Here is a 22317-nt window from a genome sequence, read left to right on the forward strand (position 1 = left end):
TGAGCAAACCTCTGGGGTGCCTGCGTCGCCAAGCTAAGCCTTGACGTGTTCAACGAGCCTACTTTTTTCATGACAAATGTTCCTTTGTGTTTAATGGAGTAATTGAGCGAGCAAACCGGCAAAGCGGTCTGCCTCCACAAAACCGATGACGCGTGTGCCCGCAATTTCCTGGCCGGAGAAGTCAAAAAACAGGATTGCCGGTGGACCGAACAGGCCGAATCGGGACATCAACTGCTTGTGCTCGTTGGAGTTTGCAGTTACATCCGCCTGCAATAACACGGCATCCTTGAGTCGGCTACGCACGACCGCATTGGAAAACGTCTTATGCTCCATCTCTTTGCAACTCACACACCAGTCGGCATAGAAATCCAGCATCACCAGTTTCCCCGTGCTTTCACGTAGTTTTGCGTCGAGTTCGTTCACGCTTGCTATGCGATGAAATGCAAGCGGCGCCGCTTGCGGCGGTTGCATGCCGTTGACAACGTTATCAAGCGGACGGGAGAATTCGCGGGCGCCGCTGCCAGCGCCAACGAGGTAGATTGCACCGACCAGAAAGCTGGTCACACCAATCCCCTGACGCAATCTTCCACTCGCTCTAGTGCCACCGGGTGCAGCAATAAAAGCGCAAAGATACACGGCATATCCGACAAGAATAGCGCCAGCCAATGCCATGCCCAATACAGGGCCCATCAACGGCAGGGCAATCCAAACCGCCGTACCTAGTAGCAATAGACCTAGGAACACCTTCACCGCTTTCATCCATGCCCCGGAACGAGGCAGGATGTTGCCGAGGGCGGTTCCCAAAGCCAGCAATGGAACGCCCTTGCCTAGCGCCAGCGCAAATAGGGCGCTTCCGCCCAGCACGACGTCTTGAGTCTGACCGATGTAAAGCAGTGCGCCTGCCAGCGGTGCTGCAATGCACGGACCCGCAATCACTGCTGCCACTGCTCCGGTGACGAACACCCCGAGACCAGAGCGCGCACCGGCATGTCTTTCCTCCCCTGCCAGGCGGCTTTGCAGAAATGACGGCATCTGCACTTCATACAAGCCAAACATTGATAGTGCTAAAGCAACGAACAGCAGCGCCATAACGCCAGTTGCCCATGGCGTCTGCAACGCCGTTGACAGTAGCGTGCCACTTAGGCCGGCGGCAACACCCATGGCGGCATAGGTGACCGCCATGCCTACGACGTACGCCAACGAAAGACAGAAGGCACGGGCTTTGCTCATGCCTGGACCTTGGCCTGCAATGACACCGGAGAGTATTGGAAACATGGGCCATACACAGGGAGTCAGTGACAGCAAAATACCGAATCCAAAGAACCCGAGCAGTACCCAGGCAACATTCTCACCGTGTAGCATCGCCACGCTTTTTCCAGCGTCAAGCCACTGCGGCATCCGATCGGCAGCAGCACCAGGGTCTTGTGCATAGGTTGGCTGCAAAAAGGACTTACTTCCCTTTACGCTATCTGCTGTGTCTACCGACATGCTCCCCGTGGTGGCCAGAGCAGGTAGCGTAAGGTCGAACGTCTTTTCATTAGGTGGATAACACACACCGCCGTCCGAGCATCCCTGATAGGTAAAGTGCAGCTGCGCGACTGACTTCTCGGTGCTAGCTCGCTTAAGTAGTACCGTCGCCTCGAATGGGGCATGGAAGACTGCAACGCTACCGAACGTGGGATCTGCCTTGGGCTGTCCGTCTGGCAGCCGCACCTCTTGTACGGTAATGCTGGATGGTGCTCTAACTTGAAAGCGGATGCGATCGCGATAGAGGTAATACCCATGAGCCGGCTTAAATTGAGCTACCACGGTCGAGGCATCATGCACCCGTACACTCACCGTAAAGGCCTTTTCAGGCGGCAGAAGTTCTGGCTCGGGCTGGAAGTAGCTCAGCAATCCTTGAAGTGCGGGCAAGCCTGGTGAACTGGCGCCCGCAAGGGTAGACCTTGACGACGGCAGGGCCGCGATGGATGAGGCGACGGCAACTTGCTGAAGGTTCAGCAGCACGACGAACACCACCCAGCGCATGAGGAAACACCTAAATCGCATGCCGGTTCACCCCTTTAGCAGTGTGCGCAAGTCCTGCACCAGCATATCCACGGAGTGTTCGTCACTGAAGAACAGGCGCAGTCGCCCTTGCGGGTCGAACAAGAAGCTAGGTCCCATGTGGTCGACCGTATAAAATCCACTAGTGTCGGCTGGTTGCTGTTTGAAGTACACCTTGAACTCCCTGGCTGTGCGCTGCGTCGTCAGCTCATCGGCGTACATTCCCAGGAATGTTGGGTGAAACGCCGGAGCGTATTGCTTCAACACCTTCGGCGTGTCTCGACTCGGATCGAGGGTGACGAACAATACCTGCACCTGCTCGGCATCCTTGCCCATTTGCGTAAGCGCGGTGGAAAGCTTGTGCAGGGTCATTGGGCACATATCGGGACAGTGTGTGTAACCAAAGGTCATGATCACCGCCTTGCCACGGAAGTCGGCAAGGCTTCTCGCTGCCCCCTGATGGTCGGTCAGTTGAAAATCGCGGCCCCAAGGGCTGCCGGTAATGTCAACCAGAGAAAATTTCTGGGCAACCGGCTCGGTCCTGGTGCAGGCGGCGATCAGGACGAGAAAACCAGCCAGTAGGGCTTTTTGTATAAGCGCGTTCAAGCCTGCTTCCTTTATTCGTGGCCGATTGGCCGGATGGGCACGTCGATCGTCGATGTGACTTCCGTGTGTGTCTCATCCACAAAGGTGAATGCAAGGGATATTTTCTCCCCTGCCTTGAGTGGCTTCTTAAGCCCAAGCAGCATCAGGTGCATCCCGCCGGGGGCTAACGCCAGCACCTCATTCGCAGCGATCTTCAGCTCCTTGTGCTCGCGCATCTCCATTACGCCTTGATTCATGCGCATGTTATGTAGTTGCACCTGCTTCGCCGCTTCCGTTTCAATTCGCACCAGCGCCACGGGAACTGCACTGGCGATAGTAAGATAAGCAACCCCTACCGCCTGTCCGGGCACGGTTGCCCGAGCCCATGCCCCAGCAATACGTATGCGAGAAGGAGACGAAACGCCGTGACTTTTTGCCGGAATCGCTCCATATATAGCAGGCGCCGCGATAGTCGCTGGCGCCAAGCTCCACAAGAACCCTAGCATGGCCACGGCAGCGGCCGGCGCAAAACCTGTTAAGTAGTACAAGGAAATTCCTTTTAAGTTGATGTGCTCGCGCAATATGGCATGCCGATTCAGTGATTCTGGACCGGGCTCCTTGAGCCACACCACTGTTCCTGGTAAGCGCCAACCGGTCAGCGCTTGGTGCCCTTCTTCCGTCGTCGCGCTCTCAGCTGTGCCTGTTGGTCGCGAGACTTGCGGCGGCGGCACCAGAAGCTCCAAAAAATAAAGCCCAGCATTGGCACCGAGGTAATCACCCATAGCAGGAAAGTGATGTTGACCACTTCCATCGGTACCCACCTGCCCATAAAGTGCATAAAGCCTCGCTATCCTGAGGAAACCATGACATCCTGCGGCGCCATGCGTCGGCGCTTGACATTAACGCTACCGACGCATGGCACTGCGAAGCCTTACTTCACGGATGTGACGACGTACTCCGACCCTTGCTTAACGAACTCCACTTGCACTTTGTTGCCAGGGGAGAGCTTTTCAAACAGTGCCTTGTCCTTGACCGAAAAACCCATCGTCATGGCGGGCCATTTGAGGCTTTTGATCGGCTCGTGGGAAAGCGTTACGGTTCCTTTGGCTGCATCAGCGCTTTTAACCGTAGCGCTTGCCATATGTGATTCACCTTGCTTGTCCGAACCTTGTCCCTTCATGTCCATGCCTTTCATGTCCATGCCTTTCATGTCCATGCCTTTCATATCGCCATGTGACTTGGAATCCATCGGCATGTCTTTCATGTTTCCTGACTGGGCAAATGCCGCGCCGGAAGCGGACAACAGGAGCGCGAGGGTGATCTTGGCAAATTGATTCATTGTTGTTTCCTTCAAGTTGTTGGTGAGGCGGATACTGCATTAGATTTATGCCAGTGCCTGGATCGCTTGGCACCAGCCACTGGCTCATCGTGCTTTTGCACTTACTTGCTGGCCTTGTTCATCATCTCGGCACAGCTTTTCATCATTTGTTCCATGTCCTTGCTGGTGTCTTGCGGCTGGCCATTTTGCTGCTGAGGCGCCTGATTTGAGTTTCCTGTTTGTGTCAATGTCTGCAGGTCTCGTCCGGCGATAGCCGACAGGGACAACGTTGCTAACAATGTCGCCAGTAATGTAGTGAGTGTGTTTTTCATTGCAACATCCTTGTGAAAATAATCGTAATGACTAATAGACTAGGCGGTTGATGCAGTCGTGCTAACCGCACGGTCACCACTGGTAAGCCGGTCAGGCTGCCTTGAGTTCTTCGCCCTCCTCCTGTGCATGACGTTGTGCCTTACGCAGTTCCCGCCGCCGCAACAGCAGATAGACAGCCGGGACCACGAACATGGAAAGCAAGGGCGCAGTGATCATGCCGCCGACCATTGGGGCGGCAATACGCTGCATGATTTCCGAGCCTGTTCCGGTTCCGTACATGACCGGGATTAAGCCCGCGATAATGACCGCTACCGTCATCGCCTTGGGACGCACGCGCAGTACCGCACCCTCGCGGATGGCCTCAAGCAAATCGGCTTCGCTCGCCCTGCCGAGTGCGAGCCGGTCTTCCCACGCATGCTTGAGATAAAGCAGCATGATGACGCCAAATTCGGCCGCGACGCCAGCAAGTGCGATAAAGCCGACGCCACTTGCCACCGACATATTGTGTCCGAGTAGCCAGAGCAGCCAGATGCCGCCGGCCAAGGCAAACGGTAGCGTGCCCATGATCAGCGTGGCTTCATCAAAACGGCCGAACGTCATAAACAGCAAGACGAAAATGATCAGCAGCGTGGCCGGCACGACGACCTTGAGCTTTGCGGCGGCACGCTCAAGGTATTCAAATTGGCCGGACCAGGACAACGAATACCCTGCAGGCAGTTGGACTTCCTTCGCCACAGCCTGCTGCATGTCGGACACGACCGACCTCAGGTCACGGCCACGGATGTCGACATAGATCCAGCCCGACAGGCGTGCGTTTTCACTGCGCAGCATCGGTGGACCATCGTTGATCCGGATGTTGGCGACGTCACCCAGACGAATCTGGGCGCCACGCTCGGTCAGTACCGGCAGCTGCCGCAGCTTCTCAACCGAGTCGCGCACCTCCCGCGGGTAGCGTACGTTGATCGGGAAGCGCTGCAGACCCTCAATCGTCTCGCCTATGTTGTCACCGCCGATGGCCGCCGAGACGATGCCTTGCACGTCGGCGATGTTCATACCGTAGCGTGCAGCAGCATCACGGTTGATGTTGACATCGACGTAACGCCCTCCGGTGAGTCGTTCGGCGAGCGCGGAGCTTACCCCGGGAACTGCCTTCACGACCCGCTCAATCTCACCGGTGATACGGTCAATTTCCTGGAGGTTGGTTCCCGCGACCTTGATGCCCACCGGGCTTTTAATCCCGGTTGCCAACATGTCAATGCGATTGCGAATTGGCGGCACCCAGATATTGGACAATCCCGGCACTTTGACGACGCGGTCAAGCTCCTCCACCAGTTTGTCGGGGGTCATGCCCGGTCGCCATTGATCCCGTGGTTTGAACTGGATGGTGGTTTCAAACATTTCGAGCGGTGCTGGATCGGTCGCCGACTCGGCGCGACCCGCCTTGCCGAAGACGGTCTTTACTTCCGGGACGGTTTTGATCAAGCGATCGGTTTGCTGCAGGAGTTCCGATACCTTGCCGGCAGACAGCCCGGGTAGCGCGGACGGCATGTACAGCAAGTCACCTTCATTGAGTGGCGGCATGAATTCGCCTCCCAGTCGGGTCAACGGTACGACCGTCACTGCAGCGATCACTGCAGCGACCACGAGCGTCATCTTCGGAAAGCGAAGTACTGCCTCAAGAAGGGGCCGGTAAAGCGCGATGAGCAAGCGGTTGAGCGGATTCTTCTGCTCCTCCGGAATACGTCCGCGGATCAGGTAGCCCATCAACACCGGAATCAGGGTGATGGCCAAGCCGGCCGCTGCTGCCATTGCGTAGGTCTTGGTAAACGCTAATGGCGAGAACAGTCGCCCCTCCTGCGCCTCCAACGTAAAGACCGGGATAAACGACAACACGATAATGAGTAGCGAGAAGAACAACGCAGGTCCGACTTCCGCCGATGCATCCCCAATGACGCGCCATTGCTCGTCGCCGGTCAGTTTCTTATCCGGATTGGCATGGTGCCATGCCTCGATATGCTTATGCGCATTCTCGATCATCACCACCGCCGCATCTACCATGGCGCCAATGGCAATCGCAATACCGCCCAACGACATGATGTTCGCGTTCACGCCTTGGTAGTACATCACGATATAGGCAGCGAGGATACCCAGTGGTAGCGAGATGATGGCCACCAGCGCAGAACGAATGTGAAAGAGAAAAATCGCACAAACAATCGCCACCACGATAAATTCCTCGATCAGCTTCTCCTCGAGGTTGGCCACTGCACTTTTAATGAGTCCAGCGCGGTCATAAGTCGGCACGATTTCTACGCCTTCCGGCAAGCTGGGCTTGAGCGCTTCCAGCTTGACCTTAACGGCGTCGATGGTTTCCAGTGCATTCTTGCCGGAACGCATGACAATGATGCCCCCGGCGACTTCGCCCTCACCGTTAAGTTCGGCAATACCGCGTCGCATTTCCGGTCCGAGCTGGATACGCGCAACATCACCCAGGCGCACGGAGACGCCCGCATTGGTGGTCATTAAAGGGATCTTGCGAAAATCGTCCAGTGATTGAAGATACCCGGAAGAGCGCACCATGTATTCGGCCTCACCCAGTTCTAGCACCGAGCCCCCGGTTTCCTGGTTGGCCTTTTGTACCGCTTCAATGACCATTCCATGCGGGATGTTGTAAGCGCGCAGCTTGTCAGGGTCGAGCACGATCTGGTATTGCCTGACCATGCCGCCCACGCTTGCCACCTCGGATACATTGGGTACGGTTTTTAGCTCATACTTGAGAAACCAATCCTGCAGCGCGCGCAGTTGCGACAGATCCATCTTGCCGCTGCGGTCAATCAACGCATATTCATAGACCCAGCCCACGCCAGTGGCGTCGGGGCCGAGCGACGCCTTGGCTTGAGGCGGCAGCCGGGACTGGACCTGGTTCAGGTATTCCAGGACGCGTGAGCGCGCCCAGTATGGGTCGGTACCATCCTCGAACAGGATATAGACAAAAGAATCACCGAAGAAAGAGTAGCCGCGCACCGTTTTGGCCCCCGGCACCGACAGCATGGTGGTGGTGAGCGGATACGTCACCTGGTTTTCCACAATCTGTGGTGCCTGGCCTGGATAGGTAGTCCGGATGATCACCTGCACGTCGGACAAGTCGGGCAACGCATCCACCGGGGTACGCATCAACGACCACGCGCCCCATGCGGTGAGCATGACGGTGGCCAGCAGCACCAGGAAACGGTTGGCGATCGACCATCGAATCAACTTTGCAATCATTTGGCCGCTCCTGCGGGCTTGGTCGGCATGGTCATGCCGTCTTTCATCCCACCCTTTGCGCCAGACGCTGGGGCCGCACCAGACGGGCTAATGGACGCCACTTCGTACGTGCCATCCTTGAGGGGGCGAAGCTCAAAGGTGACGGTGTCGCCTTCCGCGACACCTTTCGGCAGTCCTTGCGCGGGCAGCTTGAATCCCATCGTCATTGATCCCCACTGCAAACTGGGGATCGGTTCATGCGAGAGGACGATTTCGTCCTTGTCGATGCTTTCGACCTTTCCCTGTCCACGATGAAGCGAATCGCCGCCTTGGGCGCCCTTTTCGGCTGCGGGTGCCTCTCCCATACGCGTGATGGTTCCCTTCAAGCTTGCTTCCGAGTCGATCAGGAACTGCCCCGAAACCACGACTTTCTGACCTGCGTCCAGCCCCTTTCGTATTTCGGTCTTGCCGTCCGTTTCGATACCGATTTCCACCTCGGCTGGAGTGAATTTCCCGTCGCCTTGCGCAATCATCACGACGCTGCGCTTACCCGTCTGGATTACAGCTTCACTAGGCACTGTCAATACTTCTTCACGCGCATTGGGTGTGAAATTGACAGTGGCGAACATGCCGGGCACGAGCTGATTGTTCGGATTGGCGACTTCCACGCGCGCCTTGATGGTGCGGGTAGTGGGATCGACTTCCGGCAAGATCGCATTGATCTTTCCTTTGAATACACCGCCGGGCAAGGAGGGCGTGCGTGCCTCGACCACATTGCCGGGACGCACCCGTGCCGCGGCGTTTTCTGGAACCTCTGCGTTGACCCACACGGTCGACAACCCATTGATGCGGAACAGCGGCGCGCCTGACATGACCGTCATGCCTTCACGCACCGCCAGTTCTGCAACTACTCCCGAGACAGGCGCGGTTAAGGTCATTCTTGCCTGGACCTTGCCCGTCGTCTCCACTTGACGGATATGGTCGTCAGTCATGCCTGCCAAGCGCATCCGCTGCCGTGCCGCATCAACAAACGTATCCGCGCCGGCACCGCTCATTCGCTTGACCGACAGGTATTCCTCCTGGGCAGCGACCCAGTCGGGAACGTACAACTGGACCAACGGCTGTCCCTTGCGAACCGGATCAAGCGGCGCCCTTACGTACAGGCGCTCAACAAAACCATTGCTACGTGCCTGCACCATGACGAGGTCGCGCTCGTTGTAGGCAACACTTCCGACTGCCTCAACTGCCGCTGACAAGTTCGATTTAGTCACCTCCGCCGTGCGTATGCCGAGGTTTTGCTGCACTCGCGGGCTGATCGAAACGCTGCCTTCGTCCCCAGCATCTTCGGCGTAGACAGGCACGAGCTGCATGTCCATGAAAGGTGACTTGCCAGGCTTGTCAAACTTTTGTCCGGGTACCATCGGGTCGTGCCAATACAAGACCTTTTTTCCGCTTGACGGATCGACAGAGCCTCCCCCCGCCGTGTTGCCGGCGGCACCAGCTGTTGCTGTTGCAGCATCACTCGTTGCGGGCGCTGCTATTTTCATGCCTTGATCCATGCCGGCCGAATACAAGCCATAGCCACCGGCCCCAATAGCACCGGCCGCGANCTGCTATTTTCATGCCTTGATCCATGCCGGCCGAATACAAGCCATAGCCACCGGCCCCAATAGCACCGGCCGCGACCAGCGCGAGCACAATCACTTTCGCTTTCATTTGAATTCCTTGGATTGAGTTGCAGAGATGTGGCTTGAGCCGTTATCCGGAAACAGGAAGTTAAGTTCTGCCCATTGCCGCGCTGTTTCGGCTTCGAGCTGCAGCGCCTCAAGGCGCACATCGATCTCGTTGCGACGTGCCATCAGCACATCGGTCAAGCCTCCTTTGCCGCCGCGGTAAGACGCCAGCGCAGCGAGCGTGCGCTCCTTGGCCAACGGGACCAGTTCCTGGTTATAACGGGCAAGCCGCTCGCGTCCGTTCTCCCACTCATTGAACATGGCGCGCGTTTCGGCCACATGCGCACGCAGCATGTCATCGCGTTCCGCCCTCACCTGCTCCACCATCGCGAGTTTGGCCGTAAGTTCCCGGTCCTGACGGTTTTTCTGATCCCATTGCAGGGGCACCGACACACCGAACGAGATCATGTTGTCGTAAGCAGAGCCCCGCTGCTGATACATGACTTCCACGCTCCAATCCGACTTCTTGTTGGCTTGCGCCAGTTTCGCTTCAGCCGTTGCCATGGCTTCCTGCTGATTCAGAATGGCGATGCGTGGATGATGGGCAAGCTGGGTATCGAGGCTGCCGGCGTCAAGCCGAACAGTGTCCATGGCCGGCTTGCCAGCAAGCTGCAAACTACCGTCCGCGCCGACCCACCGGGCCAAGACCACTTTTGCATTGCTGATTCGGCGGTTTATCTGGCTAGCACGATCGTGATAGGTGGCCAATGCGCTTTTCGCTGCAAAGAGATCGGCCTGATTGCCGCGGCCTGCTCGGTAAGCGCCTTCTGCAGCTTGAATCTCGAACTCGGATTGCGTCGCATTTTCCGCGATCACCGCAGCCATCGCTTCGGCATAAAACCGTTCCAGCCAAGCCAATGCGGTATCACGCTGAATATCCGCAACCGTGGCCGTCTTCTCCGCCGCAGTCTTGTCCGACTCCCGCTCAAAGCGCTCAGCACGGTATTTCCGCTTGTCCGCACGTGTAACTTCCTGGGAGACGCCAACGTAACGCATGGTCATGAAATCAGCACCGAGGCGGAATCGGTCGGCTCCGTTCACCGGCAGGTTGTCGACCCCGGCTTTCAACATGGGATCAGGCAACTGACTTGCTGCTACCGCCATTTCTTGCGAGGCGGTAATAGCATAGTCCTTAGCCTGTAATTGGCGTGAACGTTCAACCGCCAGTTGCTGCGCTTGGCCTAGCGTCAGCGTTGCTCCGGCTGCCAACGCAGTACCGGAAGTGGCGATCAAAACGGTAAGGAAAGCGATCCGCGGAAATGCCCGGCGAATCGCGTGACGCATCGAAGCGTGCGCAGTACAAGGGGATGACATAAAATCTCCAGATGGCAACGAACAGCACTGGATCCGCCCATGCGGACACAGCGACGATCTACGCTATCTGGAGAGTTAAATTCTGAAGCAGCAGTTTCGAATCGAGAGCGGAGGCGCAGTGGCACGCGCCATTGTTCCCTCGGCGACAATAGAGGGATTGGAAGGAACAGAAAGGTGAAGCGGTGTTATCACAGCCAGAAGCTGAGCTGGTACGAAGGACATTACGTTGGGAAGCTCTGGTTTGTCCAGAGACAGCTTTCCCTTGTGACTATCCGCTTGACAAAGATTAGGTTTTTCGACGTCCACCCCATCGCAACCAGACATACCTTGCATGGTATTGTCATTGGCAACCATGTTCATTGCGTCGCCGCCACTTCCTATTTGTAATGTCGGACAAGCGTAAGCAGCCACAGCGAACTGCATGAACAGTACGCTGAAGAGCGCTACAAGCGCCGCAACAAATCGGGATGGACGTGGTTTCTTCATGACGCAGAAATAGACAGCTTCTTTATCCTATGCATTACAACCGTAGTTTGTCAAGCGCCCTACTTTATTACTCCAAACTTTGGCACTGTTGACTGTACGGAAATTAAGAGCTCTTTTCCGAGAATAATCTTTACAGTCTTAAGCTCAGTGACGGACTATACCGGAAATTTCACTCAAGAATTGCGTATTACAAACTTGTAATCCAGCTGTCAGCATGTCGCCTCTTGTCGGGCCTTATAGTTTAGCCTTGAGGGGGCATGGCAATCGGCTCCTCCAGTAAAACGGCATATAAAAATCATGTCGATTGTTCCCAAACTCACTCTGCGTCGATCGCCAATATTTGCATAAGGCTCTAAATGATGCGTTCCCTTTTTCCATCAGTTTTTCTTGTCCTGACGCTAGTTATCTCGTCGATGGTTGGAAACACGGCGATGGCGGCAAGCAGTAGCGATATGGCGCAAACCACCGCCAGCAGCGTCACACGTGCAGCACCGCAAAATTCCTTTTCCCATGGGGAAATACAGGAGATCAACCGGCTAGCAGCGAAAGTGACTATCAAACATGGGGAACTCAAAAATCTTGACATGCCCGCCATGACTATGGTGTTCCGCGTGAAAGAGCCTAGCATGTTGGAGCGCTTGAAGGTTGGAGACCAAGTAAGCTTCATCGCCGAGCAGATAGGCGGTCATCTTGCGGTTGTTGCCATTGAACCTATGAAATAAGACAACGCTAAATGCATAGTTGCTTTTCAGGGCCAAAGTGCGGCCATATCAACAAGGTGCCGCCGTTGCACAAAGGGACCCATCATAGACTTTCCAAAGCCGTTTCGATAATAGCCCCGTTAGCAAGGGATCCCCAGGCGTCTGAGGCTAGGAACATTTGCATTAACCTAACACCTGAAACATGGCAATCTCTCTGTTTAAGAAATTGCAGCGTTTCGGATGTATGGATCCCTGCGTTGGAGATTGATGGATGAAAATTTTGATCGTAGAGGACGAACCGCGCGCAGCCGAATATTTGCGGCAAGGTTTGTCGGAGCATGGCTACATCGTGGAAGTGGCGAATTCGGGTACTGACGGCCTGCATACCGCCATTACTGGCGATCACGACCTCGTTCTGTTGGACATCATGCTGCCAGGGCTGGATGGCTTTGCTGTGCTATCGGCACTCCGAACCGCCAAGCAGACGCCGGTCCTCATGTTAACGGCGCGTGGCAATACAGATGACAAGGTGAAGGGATTTGATTTGGGAGCGGATGATTATCTGGTCAAGCCGTTTTCGTTCCCCGAACTGCTGGGGCGGGTGCGCGCACTGCTCAAGCGTGGTACACAAAGCGCGCCGGAAACGGTTCTGTCCTGTGGCGACCTGCAGGTCGATCTGCTCAAGCATCGGGTCGTTCGTGCAGGAAATACCATTGACCTGACCCCGAAGGAATTTGCCTTGTTGGTACTGATGATGCGCCGCGCGGGCGAGGTCCTCTCACGCACACAGATTGCTTCCCTGGTATGGGATATCAATTTCGAGTCCGACACCAATGTAGTCGAAGTCGCCATACGCAGGCTTCGAGCAAAAATCGATGAGCCCTTTGACACGAAGTTGATCCATACGGTGCGTGGCGTGGGTTATTTGTTTGAGCATCGCCCATGAAGTTCGGCAGCCTTGCTTTCAAACTTGCGCTACTTGTCGGTATGCTCGGTTTATTGCAGGCCATCGCTGTCTTTGCGTTCTCTTATTTCACGATGTCTCGCTCACTGGACGAACAACAACGCGATGCCCTGCGCGACACGTTAATCGAGGCGCGTAACCTGCTCGACCAGGAACCGAATCTCGCTGCAGTTAACGAAGCCGCGCACCGCGTCGCTGACCTTCTCGATCGCCATGAAGATATTTACCTGGCAGTGGCTGACGCCAGCTCTGAGAAGCGGTTAATCGCCTTCAGCTCGATCGCAGTGGAGTCGCTGCATCGCTTGAAAAACGATATCTGGGCCCGCGATGCCTTTCTAGAGTGGCGCGCACAGGATTCAGGCAAACCCATGTTATCAATCGCTTCAGCAAGTGCGGTTCGTGATGGCGGAGAGTATGTGATGGTACTGAGCGTGGACCGGTCACGCGACCAGCAATTGCTTTCCGGGTTTCTGCTGACTGCACTTACTGCAGCACCGTTTGGGCTGGCCGTTGTTTCCATTGGCGCGTTGGTCATTGTCAGTGTCGGTTTGCGGCCATTGAACCACTTCCGCGACGCCGCCGTCTCGGTGACGACCAAGCATCTGTCAAAACGGATCGACCCTAAGCGCCTTCCTTCGGAGCTGCTTCCGATGTGCGCAGCATTCAATGGCATGCTGGATCGCCTGGACGACGGCATTCAGCGACTGTCGCAATTCTCCGCCGATCTTGCACATGAGATGCGCACTCCGGTGGCTACGCTACTGGGGCGGACCCAAGTGGCATTGTCCCAGCCGCGCACTCACGAACAATTGCTAGAACTGCTGGAAGGCAATGTCGATGAGCTGGAACGCTTGAGCCGTCTGATCTCTGACATGCTTTTTCTGGCTTCCGCCGAGAACGCCCAAGCCGTCCTTGACGAGGTCCAGCTCGACCTGCTGCAGGAAACCCAAAAAGTCATCGAATATCTTGAGATCGTGGCGCTCGAGCGCGACATCTCCTTTGAGTTGGGCGGCCAGGGATCTATCATGGCAGACCGTGGCCTTGTGCAAAGAGCCATCACTAACCTGCTCTCCAATGCAATTCGTTACGGCAGCGCGCGCAGCCAGGTGCTGATCCATGTGGAGACTCGCGCAACCGAAGTTGCGCTCAGGGTCATCAACCATGGGCAGGACCTCTTGCCTGAGCAGCGAAACAAACTCTTTGATCGTTTTTACCGTGCGGACCCCTCCCGCTCACGACAAGTCGGCGGCACGGGACTCGGACTGACCATTGTAAAGGCGATTATGAGCTTGCATCGTGGTAGCGTCAGCGTGTCCAGCCCAGACCCGGGTACGATTGAATTCGCGCTGCATTTTCCTCGCGATGCCCACGTGGGTGACACGACGTGATTGATGTCAGGTGAGGATCGGAAGTCTCTCTGACAGTATGCGATTGCGAGTGCTCAGTAATAAAAGCGCCAGGCGGTCGGGATAACTTCGGCTTGCGAAGCACAGGCAAGGTGCGCTCGTTGTCCAGCGAGTTCGCGCAAGAAATCAGTCTCGACGATTGATCGAAACACGCAATAGGATAGGCATTACTGCCAACAAGGAAAGCCCATGAGTGAGCATTTTGACTTGATTACCATCGGTGGCGGCTCCGGCGGTGTCGCTGCTTCCAGAAGAGCAGCAGCCCATGGGGCACGTGTTGCACTGATTGAAAGTGATGCGCTCGGTGGCACCTGCGTCCATCGCGGCTGTGTTCCAAAAAAGCTGATGATGTATGCGGGACAATTCAGGTCTGCCTTCGATACTGCCGCAGCATTCGGGTGGACGATGGAAAATGAACAATTCCATATGGAAACATGGCAGGATGCGAAGAATGCGGAGCTCGAACGCCTCGATAAGATCTATCAGCAGATGCTGCAAAGTGCGAACGTCGAACTCATTAACGGTCTTGCTCAGATCACGGGTCGCGGACGTGTCCGCGTAGGCGCGCGAGAACTGAGTTGTACCCACCTGCTCATTGCCACGGGTGGACGGCCATCCGCCGCGCCCATTGCGGGGCTGGAACATGCCGCCACGTCCGAAGACATGCTTAATAGCCGGACCGTGCCCAGGCGAATGGCGGTTGTCGGGGCTGGTTACATTGGAATGGAATTCGCCAGTATCTTTTCCAGGCTGGGTAGTGAAGTCAGTGTCTTTTTCCGGGACCATTCTCCGCTACGCGGCTTTGATCACGATCTGCGCATCCGATTGAGTCAAGCGCTGGAAAGGGCCGGACTCACACTCTATGCAGGCTCCAATATGGAGTCGTTGACGCGTAGCGGAAACGGCTACTTGTTACAGGTCCGGGGTAAGGAGCCAATGGCGTTCGATGCGGTCCTGAATGCGACTGGGCGCATCCCTAACACCGAAAACTTAGGGTTACAGTCGATCGGCTTGGAATTGGGGCCAGGCGCGGCCATCCCGGTGAACGACTATAGCGCGACAGTCGTTCCAGGTGTGTATGCGGTCGGGGATGTCACCAACCGGAAAAACTTGACCCCACTGGCTATTGCCGAAGGACGCGCCTTCGCGGATACCGTCTTTGGCGGCCTCGACATCCCGTTCCAAGCTACTGAGGTAGCCACCGCCGTCTTTACCGAGCCATCCATCGGTACTGTTGGATTGACAGAGAATGACGCCGCCCAGCAAGGTGCACTTATCATCTACGAAGCCGACTTCAGGCCGATGGCCACGGCATTTGCCCAACGCAGCGACCGCACTTATATGAAACTCGTGGTCGATGCCGCAAGTGATCGGGTACTGGGCATCCATATGATCGGTAACGACGCACCGGAAATTATTCAAAGCTTGGCTGTATCATTGCGCGCGGGCGTCACCAAGCGGCAATTCGACCAAACCATTGCCATTCATCCGACCACGGCCGAAGAGTTTGTGTTAATGCGTGAACCGGCAAGGCGCGTGCCGGCCGGAAAAACGACGTTCCCACCATAGAGCGGATTGAAGCATGTCGCAATTACAAGGAATTAAACTAGTAGTCACCGGCGTCATAAAAATAACGGCTTGATTACAGTTTTGTAATCCTGACCCTGGTCGACGAACTAATGGATTTCATTGCAACCTAATTAACTGTTTAAGCTGAATCTCACGCACAGGTCATCAATGGATGCTGGCTAATGTCCGCAGACTGTTCCACTTTCGTCTTCATCTCTGGTGAACGCCGTGATGATAGGACATGGTTGGGCTCTTCCGGTCGCTTCACATTCGTTAACGAGCCAAGCCAGCAATTGCTCCATGTGTTGGAGATCGGTGATTTTGTTACGGATTTGCGCGAGACGGTCAGCGGCGACTTTCCGTATTTCATCCCGGTCCTCTCCGTCCTGAAGCTTAAGGAATGTTGCTATTTCATCGAGCGAAAATCCGAGTTCTTGGGCGCGCTTGATGAAACGGATACGGTCTACCAGTTCGAGAGGATAAACGCGGAATGCGCCATTCGTGGCCTTCGACAGAGGCAACAGTTGACGTTCCTGATAGTACCGCACGGTTTCAATACCGACGTTCGCAGCACGGGCAAGGCGTCCGATAGTAAGCCCTGACGGTTTTGTCACATTTTCTGTCATTTGAAAAAACCCTTGACTCTGGGGTTGGGGACAGACTCTATGATACATCTGTCTGCTGCATTGAGCGAAGCAAGCCGCGCAAATAAGCGAGACATTTCTATCTATGAACAATGAGGAATGAACATGAAGATGCAATCTCCGATTCTCAAGGCGTTGTTGTTCGTGTTTGCCGCGCTTGGTCTGATGACGGTTATTAGTGTCATTGCAATGATCTTCATGCATTCCAGCATGATGTCCATGATGGGCTCGCCGGCTGAAATGGCTGATGCATGCAAGACCATGATGAGCCGATTGCTGTAGTGGCCACAAGCAAGTCGCACCTCCTTTTCATCATTTATTTACCAATATGACATACAGCGGTGCGCTGGTAAGTGAGCGGTACTCGGTTTTTCGAACAACCACCTTGTGTACTAGGCGCTGACAAGCGCTTGCGGTTTATACGAGTGTAGAAACTATCAACTTAGAGAAGGAAGCAAATGATGTGTAATACCAAAACCATGTTGAAGATTGGCCTTGTATTGTTGGGCATCGTTGGCATCGCATACGCGGCATTACCGGAATTCCGCACCTGGATCTTGGCGGCTTCCCCGTCGTTGTTGTTCCTGCTTTGCCCTTTGTCGATGCTCTTTTGCATGAAGATGATGCATGGCCAAAACGGCCAGAGCTGCGCGACGTCCGGTAGCGAGCAGAAGACGCAGCAGCCTCCATCGCTGACGACTGATATTGCCGAACGAAAGCATTAACCACCAACGCGCAGTGGCATGCCACTGCTCTATCCTTCCGGAGCAATCATGGCAAGTGTCGTACCTATTTCCAACCGGTTAGAACCAACTTCGACGGAACGCATTGACCTTCCCATTAGTGGCATGTCGTGTGCCAGCTGTGCTCGCCGCGTCGAAAAACAGCTCAGTGGTGTACCCGGCGTGCAGCGCGCCGGCGTCAATTTCGCAAGCTCTCGGGCGACGGTCGAGTACAACCCGCAACAGGTTGGTATTCGCGATCTGCTCGATGAAGTCAGAAAGACGGGTTATGAAGCTGCCGGCAGCGCAAAAGCCGAATTTGTCGTGGATGATTCAGCGCGCCCTTCGGGCTCAAGCGTCCAGCTCGAGGGCCACTTGAACAGCCAGGCCGGCATTGTCAGCACGAACTTCAACTTGGCGACCAGAACAGTGCGGATCGACTATCTGGCTGACATCGTTGATCTCGGTACCATCCGAAATGCGATCCAGTCGTTTGGGTACCAGATTACTGATATGCCAAATGAAGAGAGCAAGGACGACGAAGCCGGGAACTCGGAAGAATATCGATCCTTGCGCCGCAAGTTCTGGGTTGCCGCCGTACTTTCATTGCCCGTGCTTGTCATGGCAATGGCACATGGCCGAATAGCGTTACTCGATTTTCCGGGCATGAACTGGGTGCAGCTTGTTCTGACCACGCCGGTGGTTTTCTATTCCGGCTCGCAGTTTTTCCGGGGAGCCGTCGCAGCGTTCCGCCATCGCGCTGCAGACATGAATACCCTCATTGCGATTGGCACCGGCGCGGCTTACGTGTATTCCATCGCGGCCACGGTAATGCCTCACTGGTTTATCGGTACTACTGGCGCGGCAATGGAAAAGATGGACAGCATGCAAGTGCCGGTATATTTCGAAGTTGCATCGATTATCATCGCCCTGATTGTGCTCGGGCGGCTTCTGGAATCACGGGCAAAGGGCCAGACTTCGGATGCAATACGCAAGCTGATGAGCCTGCAGGCAAAGACGGCGAGAGTGTTGCGCAATGATCAGGAGCTGGATATCGCCGTCGAGGAAGTGGTTCCGGGAGACATTGTGATAGTGCGTCCTGGAGAAAAAATACCGGTCGATGGTATCGTGATCGATGGAGCCTCCGCGGTCGACGAATCCATGCTTACCGGTGAAAGCCTGCCCGTTGAGAAAAAGGTCGACGACGAAGTATTCGGATCCACTCTGAATAAAACCGGCGCGTTCCGCCTGAGGGCTACCAAGGTAGGCAAGGACACTGCATTACAGCAGATAGTGCGCTTGGTGCAGGACGCGCAAGGTTCCAAAGCCCCGATTGCCCGTCTTGCCGACGTCATTAGCGGTATCTTCACCCCGGTGGTGTTATGCATTGCCGTCGCAAGCTTTATGGTCTGGTTTGTCGTTGCACCGCTGGACATCCGGTTTGCCATGGCATTGTCCGCATTTGTCACGGTGCTCATTATCGCCTGCCCTTGCGCGTTGGGTTTGGCCACGCCTACCGCCATCATGGTAGGGACTGGAAAAGGAGCGGAGAACGGCGTATTGGTTAAAGGGGGCGAATCGCTCGAAACCGCACACAAGCTACAAGCGATCATCCTCGACAAGACCGGTACCATTACCCGAGGCAAACCTGCGCTGACCGACGTTGTCGTCGATCCCGCGTTTGGCCAGCTTGGTGAAAACGAACTCTTGCGGTTGGTGGCCTCGGCCGAACGCGGCAGCGAACATCCGCTGGGTGAAGCGATCGTGCAAGGCGCACTGGCACGTCATCTTCAACTGACCAACGCTACGTCATTTGACTCCGTGACTGGCAAAGGCGTCACTGCGGTGGTCGATGGGCGACAGCTATTGCTCGGCAATGTCCGGCTGATGCAAGACCGCGGGATCGAAGTCAGCAGCGCACAAACCGATGCAACACGACTTGCCAGTGAAGGAAAGACCCCGATGTACGTGGCCATTGATGACCGGTTCGCAGGGTTAGTCGCCGTCGCGGACGAGATCAAGCCCGAGTCGAAAGAAGCGATCGCCGCCATGCAACGGCTAGGCCTGGAAGTATTGATGGTGACAGGCGATAACCGCCGCACAGCCGAGGCAGTCGCAAAGCAGGTAGGCATTACCCGTGTGTTTGCCGATGTGCTGCCGGAAGGAAAAGTGGAGGTGATCAAGCGTCTGCAGCAGGAAAAGAAAGTCGTTGGTATGGTGGGCGACGGCATTAACGATGCTCCCGCGCTCGCGCAGGCGGATGTTGGCATCGCCATCGGCACTGGCACCGACGTGGCCATTGAAGCATCCGATATTACCTTGCTCAAAGGAGATTTGCGCGGCGTGGTCACTGGCATTGCCCTTTCACGTGCAACCATGCGCACAATCAAGCAGAACTTGTTTTGGGCATTTATTTACAACGCACTTGGCATACCGGTTGCTGCCGGCCTTCTGTACCCGTTTACCGGCTGGCTGCTCTCGCCAATCATCGCAAGTGCCGCCATGTCGCTGTCGAGCGTTTCAGTCGTGGTGAACAGCCTGCGCCTGCGCCAATTCAAACCAACAACTTAAGGAGGATGTATGGATGCGTTTGAATTATCAGTCGTCGCAGGCGGCGTGCTTCTCATTGCCTTCATTCTTTGGTACTTCTTTGGCGAGCGCAAAGCAGTAAGCGCACAAACAAGTGAAAGTGGTGTACAGGAGATACGGGTTACTGTAAAAGGCGGCTACTCGCCCGACTTGATTGTGGTGAAAAGGGATAAACCGGTACGACTGGATTTTTACCGTGACGAAAACGCTTCCTGCAGCGAGCAGCTGATAATCGGCGACTTTGGCATCGCCAAAGCCCTTCCCGCGTTTAAAACCACGCCGGTGCAATTCACTCCAGAACGGCCAGGTGAATATACTTTCACCTGCGGGATGAATATGATGAGAGGCAAGATCATCGTCACATAGCCGCTCCGAACTGGCCGACCCACGCAGTAGTATCTCCTCCCACCTAGTGAACACTAAAGAACTCGTGTAGCAAGATCGTATAGCGTGCGCTGCTCGTCGTACGCTATACAACTGCGCTGCCCATTAGAAAAGCGTGTTGTTTTCGAACTGAATGGCCGCAGCCTCCGTAGCTCATCATCGCCATGTCGGACAGGCTGGTTGCCAGCCAGACTACAATTGTATTATTGCCTATAGGGCAAACTTTTTAGCCCTAAATACGCGTGTTCCAAGCGCTCTTCATCATTGCCGGAGCGATCCATAGTCTCAAGCGCTCGTAACAGATGTTCAGCCGCCTCCAACTCGCCGTCGCAGCACGCGCGTTCATACGCAGCCAAAATGTCGTCACCCAACGTGCGTGGCAATGTACCCATGATATGCATCTCGCCGAAACGGAAATCCAAAATATGAGGCCTCGAACGACTTCTTCGCGAGTACAGGTTCGTTGCCCATTTTAGAAGGGGCACGTCTGCCCTCGCAAAGAATGCCCGCCAAAGCAAAACGATTAGCTCGGTTGCCGGAGCTTCGCTTTCGGCTCCATCATTTGATGATGTCGTTGCATCATTTCCATATGTTTCTGACGCATCTCTGGAGTCATTTGGCTCATATGGGACATACACATCTCCATCATTTTCTTATCGCCCATCATCGCCATTGGCATCGCACTTTTGGAATCTGCCTTCTGGGATGTGGTACCCATAGCGCAGCCAGCCAATACCACTACCGCTAGCAGAGAAATCGACGACTTCATTGCGTATTGCATTATTACCTCCTGAATTGTTCATAACATGTTTCAACGAGGCGGTGACGGAGCGAATGCGCTCCGTCCAAAGACCACTTAGTGGGCCGCCATTCCAACTCCAGTCGCGCTTGCCCCTGAGCCCGCTCCCATCATCTGCCGGCACAGCTGTGCGCAGCGACGGCAAGCGTCGGCGCATCGCTGGCAATGCTCCATCTGGTGCTTCGAGCATTCATCGGCACATGCATCACAAATGTCGGCACATGTCTGGCATACGGCACTCGCAAATTCGCTCTCTCGCGCCATATAGCTTGCAGCTAACCGGCAGATCTGAGCGCAATCAATGTCCAGCGCAATGCAACGCGCCATCATCTTCACATCAGCTTCCTGCAAGCAGGAGGCTGCACAAGTGTCGCAAGCATCTGCGCAGGTATTGCAGGCTTCGATACAGGTTTCATACTGTTGCTGGGCCATCTTGATCTCCTTTGAAACAATTGGGGTTGAAAGATACCTGGGCCCTCCCTTATGTATGCGCGACATGATTCCCTAGCATCGCGCCCTTATTATTCAATTCCGACTTCTAAGCACTTGTGACGATATTCCCATCGCCATCTGCTAGTTATTCGTTAAGACGAATTTACGCTTATCTGCCCTTCCTTTAACAGAGTTATTCAGCTTCCCGCAGTGGCAGAAAGCAGGTGCTGGCAAAGGAATCCCTTTGGCGAGCATCAAGTGTTAAGAACACTAAGCCATGAGGAGCGAGACGTAGAGTGACCGGATCGTCGATGTGAAATTCCGGTTACTACACTTCCTCGTTTACGTACACTGTTGTATCTAGCCATAACAAGCCCTTTACTCGGGACAAGCCATTTCGCTAGTGACCTTTGTGTAAATGGAAGAGATGCAGTTAAATGCGCAGTCGACGCGTGGAAAGATACGGTGGATCGCTACCAGGGATTTCGAGAATGTGAGATCTCGGCCGGGCACGGTGGGGTGGAGGCATTGATATGAACATCAATGTGATAGAGACTGTCGTTGGAGGTGTCACCGCCGGTTCTGCTGCAACTCGATCAAGAGCGACTGCATCGCCGGACTGGAATAGCGCACAGTGCACCGGATTGGCCTTGTCCATCTCGGCGCAAGGAAGTTCCTTCACCATGTCTGGCATTGCCGGCATCAGCAGCTCCGGACAAGCGTATGTAGCCATGGCAACTCCAGACGACAGAAATGTCATGAGAAGAGCACTAGCGATTAGCCGGAAGAATGTGGGGAAGAATTCGCGCATCGAAACCCATTAGTCTGACCCATAGTTGCCATACCGAACAATTTGTTGGCACTCCTTAGCGGATGCCAACACATATTTGGAGTCGAAGAAGCACAAACAGTTGCGAGTTTTTTAAGCATTCCATTATCTTCTTTTTACTGGTATCGAGAGACGCTATCTGGAGCTAGTGTCAAGACTGGTGTATGGCGGCTTGAAGGATAGCGGCGTCAGGCGGCGAGTTTTTGCTGTTCCGGTGGAT

21 protein-coding genes are annotated in these 22317 nt (G+C 55.1%); 9 read left to right on the forward strand and 12 right to left on the reverse strand.

Going from position 1 to position 22317, the window contains the following annotated elements; genetic code table 11:
* Positions 1 to 90 precede the first annotated feature (90 nt).
* From dsbD to RY831_RS24245, 9 genes are all read right to left on the reverse strand, one after another.
* Positions 91 to 2028, reverse strand: a complete 1938-nt coding sequence (gene dsbD / locus RY831_RS24205) for a protein-disulfide reductase DsbD (RefSeq protein WP_326508937.1) — start codon at positions 2026 to 2028, stop codon at positions 91 to 93.
* Positions 2029 to 2055: 27 nt separating this feature from the next.
* Positions 2056 to 2652, reverse strand: a complete 597-nt coding sequence (locus RY831_RS24210; RefSeq protein ID WP_326508938.1) for an SCO family protein — start codon at positions 2650 to 2652, stop codon at positions 2056 to 2058.
* 11 nt (positions 2653 to 2663) lie between these two features.
* Positions 2664 to 3413 (reverse strand): copper chaperone PCu(A)C, encoded by a 750-nt coding sequence (locus tag RY831_RS24215; protein WP_326508939.1) that lies wholly within the window; start codon positions 3411 to 3413, stop codon positions 2664 to 2666.
* A 149-nt stretch (positions 3414 to 3562) separates the two neighbouring features.
* Positions 3563 to 3970: a copper-binding protein gene (locus RY831_RS24220; RefSeq protein ID WP_326508940.1), complete on the reverse strand. Its 408-nt coding sequence runs from the start codon at positions 3968 to 3970 to the stop codon at positions 3563 to 3565.
* Positions 3971 to 4071: 101 nt separating this feature from the next.
* Positions 4072 to 4281: a hypothetical protein gene (locus RY831_RS24225; RefSeq protein ID WP_326508941.1), complete on the reverse strand. Its 210-nt coding sequence runs from the start codon at positions 4279 to 4281 to the stop codon at positions 4072 to 4074.
* A gap of 91 nt (positions 4282 to 4372) precedes the next feature.
* A complete protein-coding gene (locus RY831_RS24230; RefSeq protein WP_326508942.1) occupies positions 4373 to 7546 on the reverse strand; it encodes an efflux RND transporter permease subunit in 3174 nt (1057 codons plus the stop codon).
* Positions 7543 to 9072 (reverse strand): efflux RND transporter periplasmic adaptor subunit, encoded by a 1530-nt coding sequence (locus RY831_RS24235; protein ID WP_326508943.1) that lies wholly within the window; start codon positions 9070 to 9072, stop codon positions 7543 to 7545. Before RY831_RS24235 ends, RY831_RS24230 begins: the two co-directional genes overlap by 4 nt.
* Positions 9073 to 9237: 165 nt before the next feature.
* Positions 9238 to 10542: a TolC family protein gene (locus RY831_RS24240; protein WP_326508944.1), complete on the reverse strand. Its 1305-nt coding sequence runs from the start codon at positions 10540 to 10542 to the stop codon at positions 9238 to 9240.
* Positions 10543 to 10647: 105 nt separating this feature from the next.
* On the reverse strand, positions 10648 to 11058 hold the full coding sequence (locus RY831_RS24245) for a hypothetical protein (protein WP_326508945.1): 411 nt from the start codon (positions 11056 to 11058) through the stop codon (positions 10648 to 10650).
* Positions 11059 to 11414: 356 nt separating this feature from the next.
* Between RY831_RS24245 and RY831_RS24250 the strand changes: the two genes are divergently transcribed.
* From RY831_RS24250 to gorA, 4 genes are all read left to right on the forward strand, one after another.
* Positions 11415 to 11780 (forward strand): copper-binding protein, encoded by a 366-nt coding sequence (locus RY831_RS24250; protein ID WP_326508946.1) that lies wholly within the window; start codon positions 11415 to 11417, stop codon positions 11778 to 11780.
* Positions 11781 to 12030: 250 nt separating this feature from the next.
* Positions 12031 to 12705, forward strand: coding sequence for a heavy metal response regulator transcription factor (locus tag RY831_RS24255; protein ID WP_326508947.1), 675 nt, complete (start codon positions 12031 to 12033; stop codon positions 12703 to 12705).
* Complete coding sequence (locus tag RY831_RS24260; protein WP_326508948.1) at positions 12702 to 14111, forward strand: heavy metal sensor histidine kinase; 1410 nt, start codon at positions 12702 to 12704, stop codon at positions 14109 to 14111. The genes RY831_RS24255 and RY831_RS24260 overlap by 4 nt, the downstream gene beginning before the upstream one ends.
* A gap of 207 nt (positions 14112 to 14318) precedes the next feature.
* The gene (gorA, locus tag RY831_RS24265) at positions 14319 to 15698 is read left to right on the forward strand and encodes a glutathione-disulfide reductase (RefSeq protein WP_326508949.1); all 1380 of its coding nucleotides are present in this window, start codon (positions 14319 to 14321) and stop codon (positions 15696 to 15698) included.
* A gap of 179 nt (positions 15699 to 15877) precedes the next feature.
* Here the strand turns inward: gorA and RY831_RS24270 are convergent, their stop codons facing one another.
* A complete protein-coding gene (locus RY831_RS24270) occupies positions 15878 to 16324 on the reverse strand; it encodes a MerR family transcriptional regulator (RefSeq protein ID WP_326508950.1) in 447 nt (148 codons plus the stop codon).
* 117 nt (positions 16325 to 16441) lie between these two features.
* Between RY831_RS24270 and RY831_RS24275 the strand changes: the two genes are divergently transcribed.
* From RY831_RS24275 to RY831_RS24290, 4 genes are all read left to right on the forward strand, one after another.
* Entirely contained in the window at positions 16442 to 16624 is a 183-nt protein-coding gene (locus RY831_RS24275; protein ID WP_326508951.1) for a hypothetical protein, read from the forward strand.
* Positions 16625 to 16800: 176 nt separating this feature from the next.
* On the forward strand, positions 16801 to 17067 hold the full coding sequence (locus tag RY831_RS24280) for a DUF2933 domain-containing protein (RefSeq protein WP_326508952.1): 267 nt from the start codon (positions 16801 to 16803) through the stop codon (positions 17065 to 17067).
* A gap of 48 nt (positions 17068 to 17115) precedes the next feature.
* Entirely contained in the window at positions 17116 to 19635 is a 2520-nt protein-coding gene (locus tag RY831_RS24285) for a heavy metal translocating P-type ATPase (protein WP_326508953.1), read from the forward strand.
* Between the two features lie 9 nt (positions 19636 to 19644).
* Positions 19645 to 20019: a cupredoxin domain-containing protein gene (locus RY831_RS24290; RefSeq protein ID WP_326508954.1), complete on the forward strand. Its 375-nt coding sequence runs from the start codon at positions 19645 to 19647 to the stop codon at positions 20017 to 20019.
* 541 nt (positions 20020 to 20560) lie between these two features.
* Here the strand turns inward: RY831_RS24290 and RY831_RS24295 are convergent.
* Both RY831_RS24295 and RY831_RS24300 read right to left on the reverse strand, forming a co-directional pair.
* Positions 20561 to 20818 carry a hypothetical protein gene (locus tag RY831_RS24295; RefSeq protein ID WP_326508955.1) on the reverse strand — a complete coding sequence of 86 codons (258 nt, stop codon included), beginning with the start codon at positions 20816 to 20818 and terminating at the stop codon, positions 20561 to 20563.
* Between the two features lie 75 nt (positions 20819 to 20893).
* A complete protein-coding gene (locus tag RY831_RS24300; protein WP_437126326.1) occupies positions 20894 to 21334 on the reverse strand; it encodes a four-helix bundle copper-binding protein in 441 nt (146 codons plus the stop codon).
* 467 nt (positions 21335 to 21801) lie between these two features.
* On the opposite strand from RY831_RS24300, the gene RY831_RS24305 reads away from it, so the two are divergent.
* On the forward strand, positions 21802 to 22092 hold the full coding sequence (locus RY831_RS24305; protein ID WP_326508957.1) for a hypothetical protein: 291 nt from the start codon (positions 21802 to 21804) through the stop codon (positions 22090 to 22092).
* Positions 22093 to 22317: the final 225 nt, after the last annotated feature.

The sequence above is a fragment of the Noviherbaspirillum album genome, from assembly GCF_035916955.1.
In the GTDB taxonomy this organism is placed as follows: domain Bacteria; phylum Pseudomonadota; class Gammaproteobacteria; order Burkholderiales; family Burkholderiaceae_D; genus Noviherbaspirillum; species Noviherbaspirillum album.

What these genes read in the sequence shown, in the direction of transcription:
- RY831_RS24290 (WP_326508954.1), top strand. Translation starts at nt 19,645, where the DNA reads ATGGATGCGTTTGAATTATCAGTCGTCGCAGGCGGCGTGCTTCTCATT.
- RY831_RS24250 (WP_326508946.1), top strand. Translation starts at nt 11,415, where the DNA reads ATGATGCGTTCCCTTTTTCCATCAGTTTTTCTTGTCCTGACGCTAGTT.
- RY831_RS24300 (WP_437126326.1), bottom strand. Translation starts at nt 21,334, where the DNA reads ATGTCGCGCATACATAAGGGAGGGCCCAGGTATCTTTCAACCCCAATT.
- RY831_RS24230 (WP_326508942.1), bottom strand. Translation starts at nt 7,546, where the DNA reads ATGATTGCAAAGTTGATTCGATGGTCGATCGCCAACCGTTTCCTGGTG.
- RY831_RS24245 (WP_326508945.1), bottom strand. Translation starts at nt 11,058, where the DNA reads ATGAAGAAACCACGTCCATCCCGATTTGTTGCGGCGCTTGTAGCGCTC.
- RY831_RS24295 (WP_326508955.1), bottom strand. Translation starts at nt 20,818, where the DNA reads ATGCAATACGCAATGAAGTCGTCGATTTCTCTGCTAGCGGTAGTGGTA.
- RY831_RS24305 (WP_326508957.1), top strand. Translation starts at nt 21,802, where the DNA reads ATGAACATCAATGTGATAGAGACTGTCGTTGGAGGTGTCACCGCCGGT.
- RY831_RS24255 (WP_326508947.1), top strand. Translation starts at nt 12,031, where the DNA reads ATGAAAATTTTGATCGTAGAGGACGAACCGCGCGCAGCCGAATATTTG.
- gorA (WP_326508949.1), top strand. Translation starts at nt 14,319, where the DNA reads ATGAGTGAGCATTTTGACTTGATTACCATCGGTGGCGGCTCCGGCGGT.
- dsbD (WP_326508937.1), bottom strand. Translation starts at nt 2,028, where the DNA reads ATGCGCTGGGTGGTGTTCGTCGTGCTGCTGAACCTTCAGCAAGTTGCC.
- RY831_RS24235 (WP_326508943.1), bottom strand. Translation starts at nt 9,072, where the DNA reads ATGAAAATAGCAGCGCCCGCAACGAGTGATGCTGCAACAGCAACAGCT.
- RY831_RS24215 (WP_326508939.1), bottom strand. Translation starts at nt 3,413, where the DNA reads ATGGGTGATTACCTCGGTGCCAATGCTGGGCTTTATTTTTTGGAGCTT.
- RY831_RS24225 (WP_326508941.1), bottom strand. Translation starts at nt 4,281, where the DNA reads ATGAAAAACACACTCACTACATTACTGGCGACATTGTTAGCAACGTTG.
- RY831_RS24280 (WP_326508952.1), top strand. Translation starts at nt 16,801, where the DNA reads ATGATGTGTAATACCAAAACCATGTTGAAGATTGGCCTTGTATTGTTG.
- RY831_RS24220 (WP_326508940.1), bottom strand. Translation starts at nt 3,970, where the DNA reads ATGAATCAATTTGCCAAGATCACCCTCGCGCTCCTGTTGTCCGCTTCC.
- RY831_RS24285 (WP_326508953.1), top strand. Translation starts at nt 17,116, where the DNA reads ATGGCAAGTGTCGTACCTATTTCCAACCGGTTAGAACCAACTTCGACG.
- RY831_RS24260 (WP_326508948.1), top strand. Translation starts at nt 12,702, where the DNA reads ATGAAGTTCGGCAGCCTTGCTTTCAAACTTGCGCTACTTGTCGGTATG.
- RY831_RS24275 (WP_326508951.1), top strand. Translation starts at nt 16,442, where the DNA reads ATGAACATGAAGATGCAATCTCCGATTCTCAAGGCGTTGTTGTTCGTG.
- RY831_RS24270 (WP_326508950.1), bottom strand. Translation starts at nt 16,324, where the DNA reads ATGACAGAAAATGTGACAAAACCGTCAGGGCTTACTATCGGACGCCTT.
- RY831_RS24240 (WP_326508944.1), bottom strand. Translation starts at nt 10,542, where the DNA reads ATGCGTCACGCGATTCGCCGGGCATTTCCGCGGATCGCTTTCCTTACC.